The organism is Embleya sp. NPDC020886 (assembly GCF_044333915.1).
In the GTDB taxonomy this organism is placed as follows: domain Bacteria; phylum Actinomycetota; class Actinomycetes; order Streptomycetales; family Streptomycetaceae; genus Embleya.
Genome location: NZ_JBIRRX010000002.1, coordinates 133,537 through 155,530 on the forward strand (window position 1 = coordinate 133,537; position 21,994 = coordinate 155,530).

The 21,994-nt window shown below is 72.2% G+C and carries 19 protein-coding genes; 17 read left to right on the plus strand and 2 right to left on the minus strand.

The genetic code is table 11. The features are described 5' to 3' along the window. Window positions 1-44: 44 nt before the first annotated feature. The 10 genes from ACH4U8_RS07495 to ACH4U8_RS07540 all read left to right on the plus strand — a co-directional run bounded on the left by ACH4U8_RS07495 (window position 45) and on the right by ACH4U8_RS07540 (window position 12,669). The gene (locus tag ACH4U8_RS07495; protein WP_395776087.1) at window positions 45-1,391 is read left to right on the plus strand and encodes an ABC transporter substrate-binding protein; all 1,347 of its coding nucleotides are present in this window, start codon (window positions 45-47) and stop codon (window positions 1,389-1,391) included. After that, window positions 1,388-2,380 carry a carbohydrate ABC transporter permease gene (locus ACH4U8_RS07500; protein ID WP_395776088.1) on the plus strand — a complete coding sequence of 331 codons (993 nt, stop codon included), beginning with the start codon at window positions 1,388-1,390 and terminating at the stop codon, window positions 2,378-2,380. The genes ACH4U8_RS07495 and ACH4U8_RS07500 overlap by 4 nt, the downstream gene beginning before the upstream one ends. After that, on the plus strand, window positions 2,364-3,260 hold the full coding sequence (locus ACH4U8_RS07505; protein WP_360318014.1) for a carbohydrate ABC transporter permease: 897 nt from the start codon (window positions 2,364-2,366) through the stop codon (window positions 3,258-3,260). The genes ACH4U8_RS07500 and ACH4U8_RS07505 overlap by 17 nt, the downstream gene beginning before the upstream one ends. 8 nt (window positions 3,261-3,268) lie before the next feature. Then, on the plus strand, window positions 3,269-4,609 hold the full coding sequence (locus ACH4U8_RS07510) for an ABC transporter ATP-binding protein (RefSeq protein WP_395776089.1): 1,341 nt from the start codon (window positions 3,269-3,271) through the stop codon (window positions 4,607-4,609). Then, window positions 4,606-5,289 carry an HAD-IA family hydrolase gene (locus ACH4U8_RS07515; RefSeq protein WP_395776090.1) on the plus strand — a complete coding sequence of 228 codons (684 nt, stop codon included), beginning with the start codon at window positions 4,606-4,608 and terminating at the stop codon, window positions 5,287-5,289. Before ACH4U8_RS07510 ends, ACH4U8_RS07515 begins: the two co-directional genes overlap by 4 nt. Before the next feature lie 67 nt (window positions 5,290-5,356). Next, complete coding sequence (locus tag ACH4U8_RS07520) at window positions 5,357-5,863, plus strand: hypothetical protein (protein WP_395776091.1); 507 nt, start codon at window positions 5,357-5,359, stop codon at window positions 5,861-5,863. Further along, a complete protein-coding gene (locus ACH4U8_RS07525; RefSeq protein ID WP_395776092.1) occupies window positions 5,833-7,251 on the plus strand; it encodes a hypothetical protein in 1,419 nt (472 codons plus the stop codon). The genes ACH4U8_RS07520 and ACH4U8_RS07525 overlap by 31 nt, the downstream gene beginning before the upstream one ends. Next, complete coding sequence (locus ACH4U8_RS07530) at window positions 7,248-8,729, plus strand: VWA domain-containing protein (protein ID WP_395776093.1); 1,482 nt, start codon at window positions 7,248-7,250, stop codon at window positions 8,727-8,729. Before ACH4U8_RS07525 ends, ACH4U8_RS07530 begins: the two co-directional genes overlap by 4 nt. A gap of 14 nt (window positions 8,730-8,743) precedes the next feature. Further along, window positions 8,744-9,856: an AAA family ATPase gene (locus ACH4U8_RS07535; RefSeq protein WP_360317999.1), complete on the plus strand. Its 1,113-nt coding sequence runs from the start codon at window positions 8,744-8,746 to the stop codon at window positions 9,854-9,856. Then, entirely contained in the window at window positions 9,853-12,669 is a 2,817-nt protein-coding gene (locus ACH4U8_RS07540; protein ID WP_395776094.1) for a DUF5682 family protein, read from the plus strand. The genes ACH4U8_RS07535 and ACH4U8_RS07540 overlap by 4 nt, the downstream gene beginning before the upstream one ends. Before the next feature lie 233 nt (window positions 12,670-12,902). Here the strand turns inward: ACH4U8_RS07540 and ACH4U8_RS07545 are convergent, their stop codons facing one another. Next, complete coding sequence (locus ACH4U8_RS07545; RefSeq protein WP_395776095.1) at window positions 12,903-13,409, minus strand: hypothetical protein; 507 nt, start codon at window positions 13,407-13,409, stop codon at window positions 12,903-12,905. Window positions 13,410-13,494: 85 nt separating this feature from the next. Further along, window positions 13,495-14,082, minus strand: coding sequence for a helix-turn-helix transcriptional regulator (locus ACH4U8_RS07550; protein WP_360324045.1), 588 nt, complete (start codon window positions 14,080-14,082; stop codon window positions 13,495-13,497). Between the two features lie 48 nt (window positions 14,083-14,130). On the opposite strand from ACH4U8_RS07550, the gene ACH4U8_RS07555 reads away from it, so the two are divergent. The 7 genes from ACH4U8_RS07555 (at window position 14,131) to ACH4U8_RS07585 (ending at window position 21,818) form a co-directional block, all read left to right on the plus strand. Next, window positions 14,131-15,051 carry a class I SAM-dependent methyltransferase gene (locus ACH4U8_RS07555; RefSeq protein ID WP_395776096.1) on the plus strand — a complete coding sequence of 307 codons (921 nt, stop codon included), beginning with the start codon at window positions 14,131-14,133 and terminating at the stop codon, window positions 15,049-15,051. Window positions 15,052-15,352: 301 nt separating this feature from the next. Further along, the gene (locus tag ACH4U8_RS07560) at window positions 15,353-16,555 is read left to right on the plus strand and encodes a cytochrome P450 (RefSeq protein WP_395776979.1); all 1,203 of its coding nucleotides are present in this window, start codon (window positions 15,353-15,355) and stop codon (window positions 16,553-16,555) included. 20 nt (window positions 16,556-16,575) lie between these two features. Then, the gene (locus ACH4U8_RS07565) at window positions 16,576-17,595 is read left to right on the plus strand and encodes an L-tyrosine/L-tryptophan isonitrile synthase family protein (RefSeq protein WP_395776097.1); all 1,020 of its coding nucleotides are present in this window, start codon (window positions 16,576-16,578) and stop codon (window positions 17,593-17,595) included. A 186-nt stretch (window positions 17,596-17,781) separates the two neighbouring features. Continuing rightward, window positions 17,782-18,861: an iron-siderophore ABC transporter substrate-binding protein gene (locus tag ACH4U8_RS07570; protein ID WP_395776098.1), complete on the plus strand. Its 1,080-nt coding sequence runs from the start codon at window positions 17,782-17,784 to the stop codon at window positions 18,859-18,861. Between the two features lie 22 nt (window positions 18,862-18,883). Next, entirely contained in the window at window positions 18,884-19,921 is a 1,038-nt protein-coding gene (locus tag ACH4U8_RS07575; RefSeq protein ID WP_395776099.1) for a FecCD family ABC transporter permease, read from the plus strand. Further along, on the plus strand, window positions 19,918-20,973 hold the full coding sequence (locus ACH4U8_RS07580) for a FecCD family ABC transporter permease (RefSeq protein ID WP_395776100.1): 1,056 nt from the start codon (window positions 19,918-19,920) through the stop codon (window positions 20,971-20,973). The genes ACH4U8_RS07575 and ACH4U8_RS07580 overlap by 4 nt, the downstream gene beginning before the upstream one ends. Continuing rightward, window positions 20,952-21,818, plus strand: a complete 867-nt coding sequence (locus tag ACH4U8_RS07585; RefSeq protein ID WP_379992191.1) for an ABC transporter ATP-binding protein — start codon at window positions 20,952-20,954, stop codon at window positions 21,816-21,818. The genes ACH4U8_RS07580 and ACH4U8_RS07585 overlap by 22 nt, the downstream gene beginning before the upstream one ends. The last annotated feature ends 176 nt before the right edge of the window (window positions 21,819-21,994 follow it).

Sequence of the window (21,994 nt, forward strand, 5' to 3'; positions counted from 1 at the left end):
TGGCGACAGGGACAGTGGCGGCTCGGATACCGGCGGTCCCGACGGTGCGGGCCCGGAGCCGGGCCGGCGGGGCCGGTGGGGGTGGCGCGGTCCTGGCCCGCCGATCCGTCCTGGGCCTGTTCGGACTGGCGGCGCTGACCGCGTGCGGCGCCGACGGCGGCGGGAGCGGCGGGGGTGGTGGCAAGACCGTCACGCTCGACTTCCTCTCCTACAATTACGGCACCCCCGACCTCGGCGGACAGGGCACCCAAAAGCTCATCGACGCCTTCCACGCGGCCAACCCCGACATCCGGATCCGACCGCAGGGCGTCGCGGTCAAGGACGTGCTCACCAAGCTGCGCACCGACACCGCCGCCGGCAATCCGCCCGACGTGGCGCAGATCGGCTGGAGCAAGATGGCCGAGGCGTACGCGAACCTGCCCCTGGTACCGGTCCAGGACCTCGTCTCCCCGGCCGACTGGCAGGCCCACGTGGCCGGCATGTCCCGGGGCGTGCTCGACGCGGTCAGGCACGACGGCAAGGTCAAGGCGATGCCGTACACGATGTCCATCCCGGTGTTGTTCTACAACGCCGACCTCTTCCGCAAGGCCGGGCTCGACCCCGACCGCGCGCCGCGCACCGTCGCCGAGATCAAGGACGCGGCGCTGGCCGTCACCCGCACCGGCGCACAGGGCGTCTACTTCGCGGTCGCCGACGCCGGCAAGTCCGACTACCTCACCCAATCGGTGATCGCGAGCAACGGCGGCACGCTGCTGCGCCCCGACGGCAGTCCCGCGGTGGCCGACCCGGCCGCCGTCGGCGCGCTGACCGTGCTGCAGGACCTCACCGTCTCCGGCGCCGCGCCCGCGGTGTCCGCGAACGACGCCGTCGCGGCGTTCGCGGGCGGCAAACTGGCCATGATCGTGCTCAGCACCGCCGCGCTGACCAACTTCGAGAAGGCCGCGAACGGCAAATTCGACCTGCGCACGGCCGGCTTCCCACGCTTCACCGACGCACCCGCCCGACCGACCTACTCCGGTGCGGGCCTGGCCGTGCTCACCAAGGACAAGGCCCGACAGCGCGCCGCCTGGCGGTTCGTCGCCTTCCTCACCGGGGCGCAGGGCTTCACCGTGATCACCCGGGACATGGGCTATCTGCCGCTGCGCCCGGCACTGGTCACCGACCCCGCCCACCTGGCCGACTACTTCGCGCAGAACAAACGCCTGTTGCCCGCGCTCGACCAACTCGACGCGGTCACCCCGTACACGTTCTTCCCCGGGCGCAGCGCCAATCAGGCGGTGTTGGCCCTCCAGGACGAGGCGGTGGAGCCGATCGTGCTGCGCAAGGCCGATCCGGCCCGGACGCTGAACGAGGCCGCGAGCAAGATCCGTTCGCTGGCCTCGCGCTCGTGAGCACGACCGCGGTGCGGACCGCACCCGGCCGGCGCGCGCCGGACGCACCGGCGGGGGAGCCGGGCGCGGGCACCGTCGCCCGAGCCGCGCGCGGCCGGCGCACCGGGCGGGTGGGGCCCTGGCTCTATCTCACGCCGATGTTGGCGTCGCTGGTCGTGTGGGTCTACGGGCCGCTCGTGTTCACCGGCGTGCTCAGCTTCCTGGACTGGGATCTGACCTCCGACCGGCGACCGTTCGTCGGCCTGGACAACTACGAACGCCTGTTCGGTGAACCGGAGTTCCCGCAGGCGATCCAGCGCACGCTGCTCTACGTGGTACTGATGGTCCCCTTCGCCACGTTCGTGCCGCTGGGACTGGCGATCATGCTCTGGAAGCGGCCGGGACGCGGCTCGGAGATCTATCGGGCACTGCTCTTCCTGCCGGTGGTGCTGGCCCCCGTCGCCACCGCCGTTTCCTGGCAGTTCGTGTTGAACCCGCTCCAGGGGGTCGCCAACGCGACGCTCGGCGGCCTGGGCCTGGGGTCCGACCGCAACTGGCTCGGCGATCCCGACACCGCCCTGCCGGTCGTGGTGGCGGTCACCGCGGCGAAGATCGTCGCGCTGAACATGCTGCTGTTCGGCGCCGCCCTGGCCGGCATCGACCGGCGCGGTATCGAGGCCGCCCGCGTCGAGGGCGCCACCGAATGGGAGATCACCCGCTTCGTGGTCTGGCCACAACTGCGCCGGACCACCGTGCTGCTCGGCTTCGTGTGCGTCGTGCTGGCCGGCCAATGGGTGTTCACCAACGTGGCCGTGCTGACCCAGGGCGGCCCCGACGGCAGCACCGACAACGTCTACCACCGGCTCTACACCTACGGCTTCACCTTCTTCGACATCGGCGCCGCCTCGGCCGCCGCTGTCGTCATCGTCTTCGCGCTCACCGCCCTGTTCGCGCTGCGCGTCCTGGCCGCACGCGTCACCCGGAGGTTCGCCCGTGCCCGCCCACGCTGACCCGCCCACCCCGGCACCGCGCACCCTCCACCGGCGGGCCGCCGGGTATCCGCGTGCCCCGCGAGTCGGCCGCGTCCTGCGCGCGGGGGCCCGGCACGCGGTGCTGCTCGCCGTCGCCGGCGCGATGCTCTTCCCGGTCCTGTGGGCGCTGATCACCTCGTTCAAACCCGCCAACGACATCTACGGCACCGATCCGGTGCCGTGGCCGGCGAGCCTGGAGCACTATCGCAGTGCCCTGGACGACTTCCCGATCGTCCGGCTGCTGGTCAACACCTTCGTGATGGCCGCCGGTGTCACGCTCGCGCAACTGACGGTCGGCGTGCTCGCCGGCTACGCCCTGGTGCGTTTCCACGTCCCGCTGCGCGGCTGGATGATGGGCGCGCTCGCGGTGGCCCTGGTCGTGCCGACCCAGTCGCTGATCGTGCCGCACTTCCTGATGCTCGCCGAACTCGGGTGGCGGGACAGCTACCCCGGCCTGGTGCTGCCGCAACTCTCCGGCTGCGCACTGGCCGTGTTGCTCCTGCACGAGCACGTCAAGGCCATCCCGGCGGGCCTGCTCGGAGCCGCCGCGCTGGAGGGCGCGACGCCGTGGGAGACCCTGCGTTTCGTCGTGCTCCCGCTGCTGCGCCCGGCCCTGGGCGCGGTCGCCGTACTGGTGTTCATCAGCACCTGGAACGAATACCTGTGGCCGCTGTTGGCCGCGCCGAGCCGGGAACACACCACCATCCAGGTGGGCCTGCAACTGTTCCAGAACCAGGAAGGGCCCAACCCCGGGCCGCTGCTGGCCGCGGCCATGCTCGCCACGCTGCCCGTGGTCGCCGTGTACCTGTTCGCCTCGCGTCGCGTCGCCGACGCGTTCCTCCACTCCGGATTGCGGTGACCCCCGACATGACCGACCGAGCCGCCCTCGGCGGGATCGTGCTGCGCGATCTCGTCAAGTCCTACGCCGACGCAGACCGCCCGGCCCTGGACCTGCCGGAACTGACCATCCCACCGGGCTCGTTCACCGTCGTGGTCGGCCCGTCGGGATGCGGCAAGTCCACCGCCCTGCGGCTGATCGCGGGCCTGGAGACACCCGACGCGGGACACATCGCCATCGACGGCGCCGACGTCACCGACCTGCCGCCCGGCCGCCGCGATCTGTCCATGGTCTTCCAGGACTTCGCGCTCTACCCGCATATGACCGTCGCCGAGAACGTGGGCTTCGGCCTGCGCATCCAGGCCCGGCACGACCGCCGTCGCGGGCTGACCGCCCGGATCACCCGGACCGGGCGCGCCGACGCGCCGGCCGCCGCGTCCCGGGCCGAGATCGCGGAGAGTGTGCGGCGGGCCTGCGCCCTGGTGCGGCTCGACGGCAAGGAGCACCGGCGGCCGAGCCAACTCTCCGGCGGCGAACGGCAACGGGTGGCGCTGGCCCGGGCCCTGGTACGGGGTCCGTCGGTACTGCTCCTGGACGAGCCGCTGTCCGCGCTCGACGCCCAGTTGCGCCATCACGCGCGCGCCGAACTGGTGCGACTGCACCGCGAGTTCGGTTGCACCGCGGTGCTGGTCACGCACGATCAACTGGAGGCGCTGTCGATGGCCACCCACCTGGTGGTGCTCGACGGTGGCCGACTCTCCCAGGCCGGGTCTCCGCAGGAGGTGTACAGCCGACCGGCGAACACGTTCGTGGCCGGCTTCCTCGGCAGTCCGGCGATGAACCTGCAACCGGTGGAAACGATCGCCGAGGAGTCGGCGACAACGGCCGGGGTCGGTCTGCGCGCCCCCGGGTTGCAGGCGCGACTCGCGGGCCCGGCCGAGCCGTTGCCGGCGGGGCCGGTGTCGTTGGGTTGGCGTCCGGCCGACGGCGTGCCGGAGGCGGCGCCCGCGGGCGGATTCGGGTCGGCGGCGGGCGGGCTCACCGGTGCGGGGCTGGTCGTGGACGGGATCGTCGACATCGTCGAGTACACCGGCGACGGCCGGGTGGTGACCTGCCGGAGCACGGTCGAGGGTGGCTCGTCCTGGGCGGTCACCGTGCCCGCCGAGGGCCCGTTCCGGGCGGCGGGGGAGCGGGTCCGGGTCCGGGTCGCGGCCGAACGGCTGCACCTGTTCGGACCGGACGGGCGGAGGGTGGAGCACCCGGAGTCGGACGGGCCCGACCTCCGGGCGCGAGACCGAGCCGACGCCGGAGCCGAGGCCGAGCGTGTGGCCGGGCAGCGGCTCGGCGCGGCTGACCAGGTGCGGGCATGACGGCCGCGCGAGCCACCGCCGACATCGTGGTGTGGAGCGACTTCGGCGGCGTGCTGACCTCACCGCTCGACGAGGCCCTCGACCGCGTGCTCACCGCCGCCGACCTGCCCGCGGACGCGTTCCGCGAAGCGGTCCGCCGGGTCGCCGACGACCTCGCCCCGGGCACCGGATGCACCGGCGACCTGGAGGCACTCGAACGCGGCCGGATCAGCCAGGCCGAGTGGGGCCGCCGGGTCACCGCCGCGCTCGCCCCGCGAATCCCACGCATCGACCTGACCCGCTTCGGCGACCACTGGTACGACGGCCGCCGGATCGACACCCGGTTGCTCGCCCACCTGCGCACGGTCGAACGACCCGGCGTGCGGATCGGCCTGCTCACCAACAGCGTGCTCGAATGGGAACCACACCGACAGGCGCTGCTGCACGCCGCCGCACCGCACCTGTACCCGGGCCTGTTCGACACCGTGATCGCCTCGCACGTGTGCGGCCTGAGCAAGCCCGACCCGCGGATCTACGCGCACGCCGAGGCGACGGCCGGCGTGCGAGCGGATCGATGTGTGCTGATCGACGACGTGCCCGCGAACTGCGCCGCGGCCCTGGCGCGAGGCTGGCACACGATCGTGCACACCTGCACGGACACCACCATCGCCGCCCTGGACGGGTGGCTGCGCTGTCGGTGATCACCAGTACGTTCGGTGCGTCCCGTCGATCCGGCGGGCCGAATCCCCTGGGCGTAAAGGAGATGGTGTGTTCCCGGATGGGGAAGTGTGGGAGGCATCGAGCGCGGCGCGGGTGATCCCACCCGCCCGGCCGCGCAAGCTCGCCAAGGTCCCGTTCGTCGAACTGGCCGACGGACGCCTCCAGGGCGTGGTGTCGAGCGGCTCGGACATCGGGCGGGTCTACGTCTCGTCGATCGCGACGCGCAGCTACGCCTTCGCGTGCAGCACCAACAACAACCGGCCCTGCGGCGGCGCGCACGGCTCGTTCTGCAAGCACATCGGCGCGATGATCACCGAGGCGGTGCTCCAATACGGCGCCGACCGGGTCGCGCGCTATCTGCGGGTCGACGCGGCGGCCGACGCGCGGGCCATCACCGAGGCGATGACCGCCACCCGCCCGGCGCAGGCCGATCGTTCGGCCGCGGCTCCCGTCTTCAGCCGCTTTCTGCGCCACCTCGGCTATCTCGAACTCGCCGCGACCACCGCGCCGTTGCCGGAGATGCAGTGGTTCCCGTCGACCCGGGCGGTGGCCTGATGCGCGCCGACCTGCTCGCCGAACCCATCGCCGGACTCGACGAGGCCCTCGCGGTCGTCGAGGCGTTCGACCGGACCCTGATCGGCGGCCTGCTTCGACCGCAGCCCGCGCAGGCCGCCGCGTTGGCCGAACTGGCCGCCGCCGTCGGGGGTACCCCGCTGGCCGGCGCGGTTGCCGAAGCGGTCGAGAAGGTGTCGGTCGGCGCCGCGAGCGAGGAGCACCTGCTCGTCCTGGCCGCCGCCCGCACCGCGCTGCTCGGCGCGATCCACGACGCGCTGGTGGCCCGGATCGACGAGGCCACCGGCCGAGCCCGCGCCGAGCAACCGGCCGTCGAGTCCGGCACGTTCGCGGCGGTGAACCTGCTCGCCGCGGCCCGCGCCTGGCTCGCCGACTTGGCCCGCGCCGGCTGGCAGGGCATCGACCACGACCTGGTCTCCGGAGCGGGGCAGGTCGTCTTCGCGATGCTCCCGGACCCGACGCTGCGCCGCTCGGCCACGCTGTTGGACGGCTTCGCCGCCGAACTCGCGGCGTCCTGCCCCGGCGCGGCCCTGGATCGCATCCCGGTGCGCCGCTGGGCCGACCTGTGGTCGCGGGCGATGTTGCTGACCCATCCCGGCGCCGTCGCACCGCCCGGCACCGACACCGTGACCGGCCGGCTGTTGCCGCTCGGCATCGACCTGCACGAGCACCCCACCGCCGTACAGGCCCAGGTGCACGCGGTGTTCGAGCCCGCCGGCGGCGGCCCGGCCCGCCTGGTCCGGGCGAGCGTCTCGGCGCCCAAACCGGACACCGTGGTCGGCGTGGGCGGGTGGCAACTGCTGCGCCCGCACCTGTCGTTGTCGGCCGCGGCCGGCGACGGGCGCTCGATGGACCTGACGGACATGCCGATCACCGCCGAGGGCGACCTGATCTGGAGCGACGCACACGCGCGGGTCGGCAAGCCCGCCGACGCTTTCGCCACCGCCCGGGTCGCGCTGCCCTGCGCCGGCGCCGGGGCGATCGCACCCCTGGACCGGCATCCGGCGGGCATCGCGATACCGGTGTTCCTGGAGGACTACGGGGTGGACCGGGCGGACGGCGGGCTCGCGTTCACGCTCGCGGGCCACCGGATCGCCGTCGACGCGGACCGCATCCCCTCGGCCGGACCGCTCACTCCCGACGCCGTCGCGACCTCCAGCGCGTGCATCGGCCTGCTGCGGTGGGACGCCGGCGACTTCCGGATCCAGCCGCTCGCCGTCGAGACCGCGGTCAAGAAGAAGACCGTCACGATCCACGCCGGCGCCTGGGCCGGCGGCACCGCGGACAAGGTGGGCGTCAAGGCCGAACAGGCCGCCGGCGAAGCCGTGCGGGTGTTGCGCGAACGCGCCGGGAAGTTGTTGCGCACATGAGCGAGCCGAGCACTGTACCCGTCCCGAAAGCCGCGCTCGACCTCGCCGCGTCCGCCTCCGTCGACCTTGCCGGCGCATCCGCAGCCGAGCCGGTCACCGAGCCGGTCGCCGACGAGAATCGTCGGCAGGTCCTCTACTGGCGGCTTCTGGCCCGCCTGTTCGACCCGGAGGAGCAGGCAAGCCTCGAATCGGCGAGCCTGGCCGTGGTCGAGGACCTCGGCCTGCCGCCCGCGCTGCTGGACCCACAGGCGTCCGTCGACGCGATCGTGCAGCGACACCCCGAACTGGCCGCCGAGTTCGAGGACCTGATGGTGCCCGAGCCGGACCCGGACGGCCGCGACCGGGCCGCCGAGGTGCGCCGCGCCGCGATGGTGGGCAAGTTGCTGCTCAATGTACTGGGCACCGGATCGGGCACCGTCAGCGCCGAACAGTTGTCCCGCTGGCAGTCGGACGCCGGCTGGCTGGAGCGTGCGATCGGCTGCAAGCCCGGCGATCTGCGCGGCGGTCGGCCCGGGGCCGCGGGTCGAGCAGCCGGCCGGACCGGCACCGGCGTCGGCGGCGGAACACCCGATCTCGGCACGCTGATCCCGGCGATCGGCCCGGAACTGGCCGCCATCGAGGCGGACCTGGTCAAACGCATGAAGCTGCGCGAGGTGCTCGCCGACTCCCGGCTCGCGGCGCAACTGACCCCGAGCATGTCGCTGATCGAGGAACTGCTGCGGGACAAGAACAATCTGTCCGGCGTCGCGTTGGCCAATGCCAAGGATCTGATCCGCCGCTTCGTCGACGAGGTCGCCGAGGTGCTGCGCACCCAACTGGCCAAGGCCAGTGTCGGCACGCTGGATCGGTCGATCCCGCCCAAGCGGGTGTTCCGCAACCTCGACATCGACCGCACGATCTGGAAGAACCTCACCAACTGGGATCCCGAGGAGGAGCGGTTGTACGTCGACCGCCTCTTCTACCGGCACACCGTCCGCAAGACCACTCCCTCGCGGCTGATCGTGGTCGTGGACCAGTCCGGCTCGATGGTCGACTCGATGGTCAACTGCACCATCCTGGCGTCGATCTTCGCCGGACTGCCGAAGGTGGACGTACACCTGATCGCCTACGACACCCAGGCCATCGACCTCACCCCGTGGGTGCACGACCCGTTCGAGACCCTGCTGCGCACCCAACTCGGCGGCGGCACCGACGGCACGGTCGCGATGGCCCTGGCCCGACCCAAGATCGCCGAACCGCGCAACACCGTCGTGGTGTGGATCTCCGACTTCTACGAATGGCACACCGAACGGCTGTTCGCCGACATGGCGGCCGTGCACCGCTCGGGAGCCAAGTTCATCCCGGTCGGCTCGGTGACCAGTTCCGGTCGCGGCAGTGTCAACCCCTGGTTCCGCGAACGCTTCAAGGACCTGGGCACACCGGTGATCTCCGGGCACATCCGCAAGCTCGTGCACGAACTCAAGACGTTCCTCGCCTAGAAAGGCTCCCTCACATGTCCGACCTGTTGCGCGCGCCCGTCGAACTCAAGTACGCCGAGGAACTCGACTGGCTGGAGTCCGTCGACGACGGCCCCAAGCCCTTCACCTGGCGGTTGTCGCCGAAGATGATCCGCCTGTTCGTGCTGGGCTCCGAGCGCTCCGACGGCCTCGACCGGGAGATCGCCCAGAAGTGGTTCGGCGACCGCAGCATCGTCGAACGCGCCATCGTCACACTGGCCTCGGACCGCGGCCTGCTGCTGATCGGCGACCCGGGCACCGGCAAGAGCTGGCTGGCCGAACTGTTGGCCGCCGCGATCTGCCGCAACTCCACCCTGGTCGTGCAGGGCACCGCCGGCACCACCGAGGACCACATCAAGTATTCGTGGAACGTGTCGATGGTGATCGCCAAGGGCCAGTCGCGGGAGTCGATGATCCCCTCGCCGATCATGACCGCGATGGAGTCCGGCGCGATCGGCCGGTTCGAGGAACTCACCCGATCCACCAGCGACGTGCAGGACGCGCTGATCTCCATCCTGTCCGAGAAGTACGTCTCGGTGCCGGAACTGGACGACGACGCCATCGTGTTCGCCAAGCCGGGCTTCTCCGTGATCGCCACCGCCAACAGCCGCGACCGAGGCGTCAACGACCTGTCCTCCGCCCTCAAGCGCCGCTTCAACTTCGTCCGCATCCCGGTGGTGACCAACAAGAAGAGCGAGGCGGAGATCGTCCGCTTCCGCACCGAGGAACTGCTGCGCCGGCACCGGATCGAGCTGGAGGTGCCGCCGACGCTGCTGGACGTGCTGTTGCAGAGCTTCGCCGACCTGCGCGCCGCCTCGGCGGCGGCCGGCAGCGACGACGAGCGGTTGGAGTCGTCGTTGTCCACCGCCGAACAGATCGGCGTGCTGGAGGACGCCATCCTGCACGGCAACTTCTTCGGTGACCGCGCGTTGACCGCACACACCCTCGCCGCCTCCCTGGTCGGCTCGCTGGCCCGACGCGAACCGGAGGATCTGGCCATCATCAACAAGTACCTGCACGGCGTGATCGAGCCGCGCGGCAAGGAGGAGGGCGGGCACTGGCCGGAGTTCCTGGAGGGTGGTCGCACGGCGATCGCCGCCCTGTCGTGACCGCCCCGGACGAGGGCGCGTTCGACGCGCTGCGCGGTCAACTCCGGGATGCGGCGGCGACGTTCGCCGACGGGCCGGACGCATTGGCGGACATCCTGCTCGGCATCGTCGACGACGTCGACCGGGCGGCCCGCGAACCCCTGGAGATCTTCCCGGTCTGCCACCACTCGCCCGCCTCGGCGATCGCGATGGCCCGACGGCTGCGCGCCAAGCAGCCGAAGGTGGTCTATCTCGAACTCTGCGAGGACATGGCGCCGCTGCTGTCCGAGCTGCGCAACTGCACGCTCCCGGTGGCCGTCCAGGCGTTCGCCTCCGAGATCGACGGTTTCCCGATCGAGTGGGCGCCGCTGTCGGTGGTCGCGCCGATCACCGAGGCATCCGCCGAATACCAGGCGATCGCCTATGCGTTGGACACCCCCGGGGTCGAACTGGTCCTGGTCGACCGTTCCTCGGACCACGTCTACCAGTGGGAACCACGCGACCGCGACGGCGGCGAGCAGGCCGATCAGGACGCGCCGCCGGCCGAGGAGGAAAGCGCGCTGCACGGCGACGCGATCGGCCTGGAGATCGGCGATCTGCGTCCGCGCTTCGCCGAACTGGAGGAGCACCTGCTGCGGCACGGACGGGTGCGGCACTGGTCGGAATGGTGGCACCAATACGTCGAACTGCCACTCGGCGACTGTGACCACGACACCTACCGACAGGTCATGGTGTTGATCGGCAGCCTGTTCCGGCGGCTGGCCCCCGGCGACTCGCGGCGCGTGCGGGTGGACGAGGACCGCGAGCGCTACATGTGGACCCGGATGCGCGAACACCTCGCCGCCACCGGCACCGATCCCGCGGACTGCCTCTACGTCTGCGGCGCCTTCCACGCGGCGGCCCGGGTCGCCGAGTTCGGCATCGAGGGCACCGACACCTACGAGATCGGCCCGCGTACCGCGACCACGTGGCAATACGGGCTGATCCCCTCCAGCCACGCCGCGATCGAGGCGCAGTTCGGCCTCGCGGCCGGGTCGGTGTCGATCGCCGCGACGGTGTGGGCGAAGAACCTCCGACGTACCGGCGCACAACCGTTCCGGCTCGTCGGTCAGGCGGGCGCCAAGAAGGCCGCGAAGCCGAAGAAGAGCGCGAAGGCCGCACCGTCGGCGCCGGCCGTGCCGGACGCCCCGGCCGGCGACCGCTTGTCCGGTTTCCTGGGTCGGCCGCCGGTGCTGGATCGACTGGACGAGGACGAACTGCTCGGCTGGTCCGTGGAGGTCGTGCGGGCCGCGCGCCGCAACGGCTATCTCGCCTCCACCGCGGACGCCATCGCGGTGTTCGAGACATCGATCCTGCTCGCCGAAATGCGTGACCGGGCCAAGCCCACGCCGTACGACTTCCAGGACGCGGCGGTCACCTGCATCGAGAAGGACGTCGTGCCGGGTCGGCGCGACGTGCGCCGCCTGGTCGAGATCATGATGGGCGGCGACCGGATCGGCAAGGTGGGCTACGACGCCCTGCCGCCGCTGGCGCGGGACGTGCACGACCGGCTCGCCCCGCTCGGGCTGAACCTGGAACAGCGGGGCGTGCGCAGGGCGTTGTTGGATATCGCGGCCCGGCCGGAGTTGGCGCGCTGTTCCGACGTGTTGTGGATGTTGCGCTATCTGATGCCGCCGGGCACGGCCCGGCCGATCATGGGCGAGCGGCGGCTGGGCGAACCGGCGATCCAGGAATCGTGGGACCTGGCGCTGGGTACCCAACAGCGCGCGCTGATCGAACTCGGTTACGAGGGCGTCAGTATCGAACAGGTGCTGGAACAACGACTGCGCCGCGCCGCCTACGGCCCGCACGCCACTGCGGCGAGTGTGCTGGCGGCCGTCGAGGACGCGACGCTGTACCTGCGCGGCGGCCGACTCGCCGAGGAACTGGGCGGTCGGGCACTGGACGTGCTGGCGACCGAGCGCAGCGTCGACGGTGCGCCGGAAGTGTTGCGCAGGGTACGGCGGTTGCTGGCCTACTACCGAACCAGCGAGCCGGTGCTGCCGACCTGGATCGAGTCGTTCGTCAAGACCGGATACGCGCACTACTGCACGCTGCTGCCGACCGCGTTCACCGACGAGGACGCCGGTGTGCGTGAGGTCGCGGCCATGCTGGGCTTCCTGTTCGGGATGGAGAGCCTGGCCCTGTCCCTGGGGTGTGACAGGACCCAACTGGAGTTGGCGGTCGCGCAGTCGCATCCCGAGGAGCCCGCGAAGGTCGCCCTGTCGTGGGCGGCCCGAGTACAGCTCGGCGGGCTGTCCCGGGCGGAACTGCGCCGGCGCTGCGACGAATTGTTGGGCAATCCGCTGGTGTTGCCCGCCTATCCGCAATACCTCAGCGGATTCGTGCACGCGCTGGAGCCGGTGCCGGGGTTGACCGACTTCGTGGTGGAGGCGGTGTCCAACGCGTTCGCCCGGCTGCCGGACCCGGTGTTGCTGCCGTGGTTGCCGACCCTGATCGGCACGTTGCGCTCCGGCGGCGCCGAACTCGCGCCGCTGCTGATCCGCGAGGCCGGGCGGATCTTCCCGGGCCGGCTCGCGGCGTTGGACGCGTGGGTGCCGCCGTGGCGGGCGCCCGCCGGGCCGGCGGTCCGCCCGGCCGACGGCCGTTCGGGCGCCGGGGGTCCCGGCCTCGCCCTGCTCGCGGCCCATCCGGTCGCGTGCGATGCGGTGGCGGGGCTGCTGGGTTGCACCGAGCCGTGGGCGTCGGCGGAGGTCGGCGCGCCGGGGGCCGCGCTGGTCGAACGCCACCCGGCCGCGGCTGCGGCGCTGGCCGCGTTGTTCGTCGACGCGTGACCGGTCCCGGGTGGGCGGCGCCGCGAACCGGCGCCGCCCACCCGGGACTTCACCGTGAGCAGCGCCGCGGGGGTCGGGGCCCGTGATCCGGGTCGGCATGGTGCCGTGGACGGGTGGCTGCCGGGGACTGCCCGCAGGCCAGGGAAGTTCGGGGGCTCGGACGGGTCGGGGGGTGAGCAGGCGGGCGGTGTCGGCGTTCGTTCGCTCGATCGGTCGTGGGTCGGTCCTGGTGCTCAGGCCGAGTGGCGTGGGCTCGGGGCGGCGGACCGGGACGGGTGGGTGGCGTGGTCCAGGGCGTCGTCGATCGCGTCGGCCAGGACTCGCAGGTGGTCCGCCCAGTCGGCGCGGGACATCGCCTGCGGGGCGATTCGGGCACAGCCGGCCGCGGTGAGCACGGCGACGGTTTCGGGGGCGGTCAGCGGGACGGCACCGAGGACCGGGCCGGCCGGGCTCGCGTACGGGTCCAGGTAGAGGAGCAGATCGGCGTCGACGCCGGGACGGGCGCGACGGTCGGGACCGGGGTCGGCGGCGGGGTCGGCGACCTGCAGGCTGCGCAGAACGTGCTCGATCGCGCCCGCGAGGGCCCAGGCCGGCCCGCCCGGCCGGCCGTGTGCGCAGAGCCAGGCGCAGGCGCGGTCGCCGGCCGAGGTCAGCCGTTCCAGGGCCGCACGCTGTTCGGGGGAGAGGCGGGTGTCGGCGACGGTGCGGGCGTCGCCGGTCGGCGGGACGTGATTGCTCATGCCCGGTGAACGAGCGACACCTCGACAGGTCGCTGTCCCGGTGCCGGCGGCCCCGGCGGTAGGCCGAGTGGCGGAGTGACCGGGGCTACGGGTGGGGTGTCGTGCCGGATGGGAAGTGTGAGCGTTCCCCGTTGTGGTCGAGGATGATCAGGAGTTCCACCGGCTCGTCCTGAGCCCCGAAGGAGTGCGGGGTCATCGTGGAGAACTCGGCCGCGTGGCCGGCTTGGATCAGGATCACCCGCTCACCCAGTTGCAGCCGGGCGGTGCCGGACAACACGGTGAACCATTCGCGGCCGGGATGCACCTTCAGGTGTTCGGTGCCGGTCGGCCGGTCGCGGGTGATCCGCAGCTTCGCCACGGTGACGCCGTGCAGCGAGCGCTCGCCGGACAGGAGCCAACTGGTCATGCCTTCGGTGTGACACTCCTGCGGCCGGATCACCACGTCCTCGTCGTCGACGGACTCGACGAGCTGGTCGAGCGTGGTGTCCAGGGCCCGGGCGATGGCGACCAGTTGGTCGAGGGCGATCCGGCGGTGCCCGGTCTCGATCCGGCTCAGGTTGGACGGACTCAGGTGACAGCGGGAGGCGAGGGCGTCCAGCGACCAGCCGCGCGCGAGGCGCAACCCGCGGATACGGTGCCGGACGATGTTGTCCAGACCCAGTTCTTGCGTCATAGGCAATAGTGTATGTGTTGGGCGCAGGGATGCGTCTACCGTTGAGCCATGAGCACGCACTCTCATCCGCACCCCGAGCAGCACCGGCACCCCCACCACGCACACCCGCACCACACACACGCGGACCGGCTCCCGGATGCGGGCGCGGACGCGCCGGGGGGCGGCCACGACGAATCCGGGTGGGCCGACATGCTGGACCTGGACGCCGAGGTGTTCGGGCCGTACCTGGACGAATTGACCGACTGGGTCCGCCGGCACGCCCCCGAGGCGCCGCGCCGGATCGCCGACGTGGGCGCGGGCACCGGCACCGGGAGCCTGGCGCTGGCGCGGCGATTCGAGGCGGCCGAAATCGTGGCGATCGATCGATCGGCGGCGCTGCTCGACCGGCTGTGCGCGGCGGCGCCGGGGGCCGGGCTCGCGGCGGATCGGCTCCGGATCGTGCAGGCCGACCTGGATGTCGCCTGGCCGTCCGTCGAGGCCGTGGACATCGCGTGGGCGGTGTCGTCGCTGCACCACTTCGCCGATCCGGACCGCCTGCTCCGCGACCTGTACGCGGCGCTGAACCCCGGCGGCCTGGTGGTGATCGTCGAGATGGACGCGCAGCCGCGTTTCCTGCCCGACGATCTCGGCATCGGCCGACCCGGGCTGGAGGCGCGCTGTCACGAGGTGGCGGCACGGGCGGGGGCGAACGCGCACCCCGATTGGCGGCCGTACCTGGAGCGGGCCGGTTTCACGATGATCGCGCAGCACACCTTCACGATCGAGGCGAGTCCGGCGCCGCCGGGTGCGCGACGCTACGCGGACGGTCTGCTGCGCCGCTTCCGCGACGCGTTCGACGACCGGTTGGCCGCCGACGACCTCGACACACTCGACCACCTGTTGGCGGACGACCACCCCGACGCCCTGGCGAACCGCCGCGACCTGACACTGCGCAACAACCGGACGGCCTGGGCGGCCCGACGCCCCTGACCCCACCGGCTCCCGCCGCCGACCTGCCCGTGCCGCGCCGTGGGCGCGGCACGGGCGGTGAGGTGGCCCCGGGAGACGGGTTTCCCTTGGTCGGAACCGGAGTCGGGGTGCGTGCGACTACTCGAATATGTATGCCCCCGCGCGGAACCCGCACCAGGAAGACCCACCCCCCGTGACTGGGGTCGAGCCCGGCACCCGCACGTCCGCACCGGACCCGAACGCCCCCGCACCGGGCCCGAATACGGCGACGTCCAGCCCGAACCGCGTTGAGCCGGAACGTGATCGCGCCGAAGTCGTCGAGTTGTACGGGCGGGCGCACAAACGTGATCCCTACCCGCTCTACGCCGAGTTGCGAGAGCGTGGGCCGGTGCATCGGGTGCGCTTTCCCAGTGGGCTCGGGGCCTGGCTGGTCACCGGGTACGAGGCCGCGCTCGACACGCTCAACGATCCGCGGTTGGGGAAGAATCACGACCTGGGGAACGATCGCTGGCGGGCCCTCGCCTCGATCATGCCCGAGCCGCAACACGCGCAACTGCAGGTGCATCTGCTGCATCAGGACCCGCCCAAGCACACCGCGATGCGGCGCCTGGTGACCGACGCGTTCGCCCCACGTCGGATCGACGCGCTGCGACCGCGCATCCGACACCTCGCGGACACGCTGATCGACGCCATGCCCGTGACCGGCGGCGCCGATCTCGTCGCGTGTTTCGCCGCTCGTTTCCCGTTCCTGGTGCTGGCCGAAGTCATCGGCCTCCCGCCCGAGTCGGCGGCCCGATTCCGGCGCGAGTGGTGCAAGGTGGTCCAGCCGGTCGGGCCGCGCGATCCCGGACGTGCCGACTACGAGGGGCGGTTGCGCGCACTCCAGGGCTACATCGCCGACGTCGTCGCCGACCGGCGCGCCCACCCGGACGAGGGCCTGCTCGGCCGACTGGTCGCCGCGCACGGTGCCGGCGACCTCACCGACCAGGAACTGGACTCGATGGTCTTCCAACTCCTGGTCGCCGGACAGGAACCGGTCACCAACCAGATCAGCACCGCGCTGACGACCCTGCTGCGCCATCCCGAGCACCTGGCCCGACTCCGCGCGGACCCCTCCCTGTTGCCCGGCGCAGTCGAGGAACTCCTGCGCTACGACAGCGCGTTCGAACTCACCACGTGGCGTTTCCTCGGCGCGGACGACGACCTGCACGGCACCGTCGTGCCCGCCGGCGACTCGGTCATCGTCTCGCTGTGCGCGGCCAATCGGGACCCGAAACGTTTCCCCGACGCGGACACCCTCGACTTCGACCGCAGCCCCAACCCGCACCTCGCGTTCGGACACGGCATCCACTTCTGCCCCGCCGCAACCCTGGCCCGGGTCGAACTCCAGGTCGCCCTGGGCACCCTGCTCGCGCGGCTGCCCGACCTGGCTCCGGCGGTACCGGTCGAGGACATCGACTGGATCCCGGCCGTGCTCGCGCGCGGCGTCGACGCGCTGCCGGTCACCTACCGCGCACGCGACTGAGCACGCGGAGCAGCCGACCCATGCACGACGCCCGACCCCGCGACCCCGCACACCCCCTCGCGGTCGGCGCCGCGATCCTGAACCTCCTGCTGCCCCACCGGCGCGCGGCGGAGCAGGAGCGCCGGCCCGGCCGCGACGCCGCCGCCGAGCCCGAATCGATCACCGACTTCCCACACCAACTCGACCGCCTGGCCCGCTTCGTCGACCGCGACGAACCCGTCGTGTTGACCCTCCCGGCCTTCCCCTGCAAGTCACCCAATCCGAACAAGGTCCTGGGCCGGCTCCCCGACGAGGGCGAACGCCTGAGCCTGGCCTTCCTGGACCGACTGTGCGCCGCGATCGCCCGCGTCCACCCACCCGGCGCCCGGATGCTGATCTGCTCGGACGGCCACGTCTTCGCCGACCTGATCGGGGTCCCGGACCCGCACATCGACGCCTACGCCGACGAACTGCGCGCGATCATCGCCCGGGACGACCTGCGCCACCTGGGCGTCTTCGACCTGCGCGACGTGCGCGGCGAGGAGACCCACGAGCACAAACGTGCCTGGCTGCACGCGCGACACGCGCCCGGCGTCGCGCAGTTGCGGGCCCAGGTGCGCTCCGACGAGGACACGCTGCGCCTGTATCGCGGCATCACCCGGTTCCTCTTCGAGGACGCGGTGGACTTCCCCGGCACCCGCTCGGCGCTGCAACGCGAGTGCCGCACCCGCGCGTACGGCGTCATCCAGCGCAGTCGCGCCTGGGGCGACCTGATCGCCGAGCGGCACCCGGACGCGCTGCGCCTGTCCATCCATCCGCAACGACGCGGCTCGGAGAAGTTCGGCATCCGACTCCTGGACGCCCCGGACGTGTGGGCCACCCCCTGGCACGCCACCGTCCTGCATCGCCCGGACGGTCGCCCGCACCTGCTCCACCGCGCCGACGCGGCCCGCCTGGGGGTGCTGGTGCACCGTGACGGACGTCCCAGCCACTACCGCCAGGAGTCGGCGGCCCGCCCGGCGGCCGACCGGCCCGACCCGCTCGGCGCCGGCCGGCGATAGATCCGGGAGGGCCGCGGAACCGAGGGGCGCATTGAGACACACCGGACGCTTAGCTTAGGCTTGCCTAACAAGTGCGGCGCATTCGGGTCGTACGACGCCGCCCCTGCTCGGCGACGCACCGTAGTGGAACCATTACCGACTGTTCGGTTGGCAAAAACCGCCCGGTCGGACAGAAAGAGGTCATCGATGTCCCCGCTCCCCATCGGTCTGCTCCGTCGCCGCCTCGCGGTCCCGGCCGCCGTCGCCGCACTCGCCCTCACGCTGGGCGCCTGTGGTTCCGACGACAAGGACGCCGAGAGCGACAAGGCCGGTGCGCCCGTCGCGCCCGCCGGGTCCGCGCCCGCCGCCACGCAGGCGGCGTTCCCGGTCACCATCAAGAGCGCGCTGGGCGATGCGAGGATCACCAGGAAGCCCGAGCGGATCGTGACGCTGGGCCAGGGATCGACCGAGACCGCGATCGCGCTGGGGCAGGTCCCGGTGGGCATCGAGAGCTACGAGTGGGGCAGCGACAAGTCCGGCTACCTGCCCTGGGTGCACGAGGCGGTCACCAGGACCGGCGGCAAACTGCCCGAGCAGATCAAGGGCGGCGAGGAACTCGACATCGAGGCCATCGCCGCGCTCGACCCGGACGTCATCCTCGCCCCCTGGTCCGGCCTCACCCGGAAGCAGTACGACCTGCTCAAGGACATCGCGCCCACGGTCGCGTATCCGGAGAAGGCGTGGAGCACCGACTGGGACCAGCAGATCGACATCGTCGGCAAGGCACTGGGGCAGCCGGACAAGGCCCGGGACCTGACCGCCAAGATCAAGCAGCAACTCGCGGATGCCGCCGCAACCCGGCCGAACTACAAGAACGTCACGTTCTCCTACATCTACACCACCGGTCCCGGCACCCTGGGCGTGTTCAAGCCCGAGGAACAGCGGGTCTCGGTGGTCTCCTCGCTCGGGCTCAAGCTCGACCCGATCGTGAACACCTTCCCGGAGACCGACGGCACCGACTCGGCGATCATCGGCCTGGAGAACGCCGACAAGCTCGCCGCGAGCGACGTCGTCTTCACCTTCTACACCGATGCCAAGACCCGCCAGGAGATCGAGGCCCAGCCCCTGTACGCGGCGATACCGGCGGTCAAGCGCGGCGCCGTGGTGGCGAGCAACGACAATCCGTTCGTCACCGCGTCCTCGATGATCAACCCGCTGACCGTGCCGTGGAGCATCGAGCGCTACCTGCCGCTGATCGACGCCGCGGTCGCCAAGGCCGGCAAGTAGTCGAGGCCGAGACCCGACGCGGATGAGTGCCGATTCGCGCCTGCGTACGACCGGCGTCGGTGCCTCGCGCACCGGCGCCGGTCGTACCGTCGCGCTTTTGACCGCGAGCCTCGCGCTCCTTGCCGTGGCGCTCCTGGCGAGCGTGATGTTCGGCAGCAAGACGACCTCGTTCGGCGACGTCGTGGCCGTGCTGACCGGCCGCGGCGACCCGTACCTGACCACCGTGGTGGAGAGCCGCTACCCGCGCACCGCGCTCGGCGTGCTCGCCGGCGCCTGTCTGGCCGTCGCCGGCACCCTGATGCAGGGCGTCACCCGAAACCCGCTCGCCGACCCGGGACTGCTGGGCATCAACGCCGGCGCGGCGGCCGGCATCGTCACCGGCACCGCGTTCGCCGGCGCCACCGGAAGCTGGGCGGCCCTGTGGTGGGCCCTGCCCGGCGCCCTGCTCGCCGGCTGCTTCGTGCACGTCCTGGGCGCGGGCGGGCCGGGCGGCAGTCCGGTGCGACTGGTGCTGGCCGGCGCGGTGTCGTCCGCGGTGCTCGGCGCGTACATCCAGGCGGTCGCGCTCAGCAAGCCCAAGGTCTTCGACAGCTACCGCTACTGGGTCGTCGGCGCACTGGGCGGACGCGACTGGGACGTCTTCTGGTCGGTGCTGCCGTTCGCCGTACTCGGCCTGTGCGTCGCGCTGTTGCTCGGCCCCGGCCTGAACGCGCTGGCCCTGGGCGACGAATCGGCCACCGCGCTCGGCGCCGACCCGGCGATGCTGCGTGCGGGCGGCCTCGCGGCGGCCACCGTGATCAGCGCCGCCGCCACCGCGGCCGTCGGCCCGATCGCCTTCGTCGGCCTGGGTGTCCCGCACATCGTGCGCGCCCTGGTGGGCACCGACTTCCGACTCCAGGTCGGCTTCGCCGCACTGCTCGGGCCGGCCCTGCTGCTGCTCGCGGACGTCGTCGGCCGAGTCCTGCTGCGTCCCCAGGAACTGATGGTGGGCGTGGTCACCGCGTTCGTCGGCGCGCCCGCGCTGCTGATCGCCGTACGCCGGATGCGGGAGAGCGGATGAGCGCGTCGAAGGAGACCGTGCGCCCACGCGGCTACCTGCGGATCGGGTCGGTGATCGCCCTTCCGGTGCGCGGCGCCGGCGTGCTCGCCGCGATCGTCGTACTGGCGCTGACCGTCGCCGCCGCGGTCGCCACACTGACCCTGGGTCGGCTGGGCATCGCCCCGGGCGACCTGCTGCCCGCGGTGTTCGGCGGCGCGGAGGGCAAGGAGAAGTTCGTGCTCAACCGGCTGCGCGGGCCGCGGCTGGTGGTGTGCCTGGGGGCGGGCGCGGCCTTCGGGCTGTCCGGCGCGCTGTTCCAGACCGCCACCCGCAACCCGCTGGCCAGCCCGGACGTGATCGGCCTCAGCAGCGGCGCGGGCGCCGGAGCGGCGATCTTCGCCCTCACCCTGCCCGGCGACACCCCCGTGTGGATCGGCGCGCTCCTGGGCGCGACCGGTGCGATGGGCATCGTGCATCTGGCCACCGGCAGCGGCTTTCGCGACCCGGGACGCCTGGTCGTCGCCGGCATCGGTGTCGCCGCGATCGGCACGGCCGTCACGCAGTACGTCGTCTACGTCGTCGAACGCGACAAGGCGAGCGCGCTCAGCGCCTACGTCAACGGCAGCGTCGCGGCCCGCTCCTGGGACGACGCGACCACCATCGGGCTGGTCCTGCTCGTGGTGATCGGCCCGGCCGTCGCCCTGTCCCGGCACCTGGACCTGGGCGAACTGGGCGACGAGACGGCGCGCGCCCTCGGCGGCAACCCGGGCCGAGCCCGCACGTCGGCCGTCGTACTGGCCATCGTGCTGTCCGCCGGCGCGGTCACCGTGGCCGGCCCGGTCGCCTTCATCGCGCTGACCGCGCCGCAGATCGCCCGCCGACTGACCCGCGGCACCGGCCCACACCTGGTGTTGTCCGCACTGGTGGGCGCGCTGCTGCTGACCGTCGCCGACCTGGCCGCGCAACAACTGCCGTACGTGGAACCCCTGCCCGTCGGCATCTACACGCTCGCCTTCGGCGGGGGCTACCTCGGATACCTGCTGACCCGCGAATGGAGGAGTGGACGACTGTGAACGGCAAACCGGCGCCCGCCCCGGCCGGGCTGAGCGCCCGCGAGCTGACCCTGACCTACGGCCGCGCCCCGGTCGTCGAAGGCGTCGACCTGGACATCCCGCCCGGCGGCCTCACCGTCATCGTCGGTCCCAACGGGTGCGGCAAATCCACCCTGCTCAAGTCCTTCGCCCGGGTGCTGGAGCCGGTACGCGGCACGATCACCCTCGACGGCAGGGACGTACACACCCACCGGGGGCGCGAGTTCGCCCGCAAGGTCGCGCTGCTCCCGCAGAGCCCGATCGCGCCCGAGGGGATCAGCGTGCGCGGCCTGGTCCGGCGCGGGCGACACCCGCACCACACCCTGCTGCGCCAGTGGTCGCCGGACGACGACCGGGCGATCGCGTTCGCGCTGGACCGCACCGGCCTGACCGACCTGGCCGGCACCCCGGCGGGCGACCTGTCCGGCGGTCAGCGCCAACGGGCCTGGATCGCGATGGTGTTGGCCCAACAGACGCCGATCGTGCTGCTGGACGAGCCGACCACCTTCCTGGACATCGCGCACCAGTACGACCTGTTGGAACTGTGCGCCGAGTTGAACACCGAGGGCCGCACCATCGTGGCGGTGCTGCACGACCTCAACCAGGCCGCCCGGTTCGCCTCGAACCTGGTGGTGATGAAGGCCGGCCGGGTCGTCGCCGAGGGTCCGCCCGCCGACGTGCTCACCGCCGCCCGGGTACACGAGGTCTTCGGCCTGGCCTGCGACATCGCCCCCGACCCGCTCACGCACACCCCGATGGTGATCCCGCACGCCCGCTCCTCGACCGTGTCGGCGTCGCGGACTCGCCGACCACGATCGCTGCGGTAGCAGCGACGGCCGCCGCCGTCCCCGGTGCCGAGTCGGTCCTGGTCGAGGGCATGGGCCACAGCCTTCCCCGCGAACTGTGGTCCCGATTCGCCGCGTTGATCGCACAGTTGGTGCAGCGGGCCGAGGCCGACGCCGCCGGTCGATCGCGCTGAGCGGGTGAACGGTCCGCCGCCCGT

What these genes read in the sequence shown, in the direction of transcription:
- ACH4U8_RS07550 (WP_360324045.1), bottom strand. Translation starts at nt 14,082, where the DNA reads ATGACGCAAGAACTGGGTCTGGACAACATCGTCCGGCACCGTATCCGC.
- ACH4U8_RS07570 (WP_395776098.1), top strand. Translation starts at nt 17,782, where the DNA reads ATGTCCCCGCTCCCCATCGGTCTGCTCCGTCGCCGCCTCGCGGTCCCG.
- ACH4U8_RS07585 (WP_379992191.1), top strand. Translation starts at nt 20,952, where the DNA reads ATGGAGGAGTGGACGACTGTGAACGGCAAACCGGCGCCCGCCCCGGCC.
- ACH4U8_RS07580 (WP_395776100.1), top strand. Translation starts at nt 19,918, where the DNA reads ATGAGCGCGTCGAAGGAGACCGTGCGCCCACGCGGCTACCTGCGGATC.
- ACH4U8_RS07545 (WP_395776095.1), bottom strand. Translation starts at nt 13,409, where the DNA reads ATGAGCAATCACGTCCCGCCGACCGGCGACGCCCGCACCGTCGCCGAC.
- ACH4U8_RS07535 (WP_360317999.1), top strand. Translation starts at nt 8,744, where the DNA reads ATGTCCGACCTGTTGCGCGCGCCCGTCGAACTCAAGTACGCCGAGGAA.
- ACH4U8_RS07575 (WP_395776099.1), top strand. Translation starts at nt 18,884, where the DNA reads ATGAGTGCCGATTCGCGCCTGCGTACGACCGGCGTCGGTGCCTCGCGC.
- ACH4U8_RS07555 (WP_395776096.1), top strand. Translation starts at nt 14,131, where the DNA reads ATGAGCACGCACTCTCATCCGCACCCCGAGCAGCACCGGCACCCCCAC.
- ACH4U8_RS07510 (WP_395776089.1), top strand. Translation starts at nt 3,269, where the DNA reads ATGACCGACCGAGCCGCCCTCGGCGGGATCGTGCTGCGCGATCTCGTC.
- ACH4U8_RS07565 (WP_395776097.1), top strand. Translation starts at nt 16,576, where the DNA reads ATGCACGACGCCCGACCCCGCGACCCCGCACACCCCCTCGCGGTCGGC.
- ACH4U8_RS07515 (WP_395776090.1), top strand. Translation starts at nt 4,606, where the DNA reads ATGACGGCCGCGCGAGCCACCGCCGACATCGTGGTGTGGAGCGACTTC.
- ACH4U8_RS07530 (WP_395776093.1), top strand. Translation starts at nt 7,248, where the DNA reads ATGAGCGAGCCGAGCACTGTACCCGTCCCGAAAGCCGCGCTCGACCTC.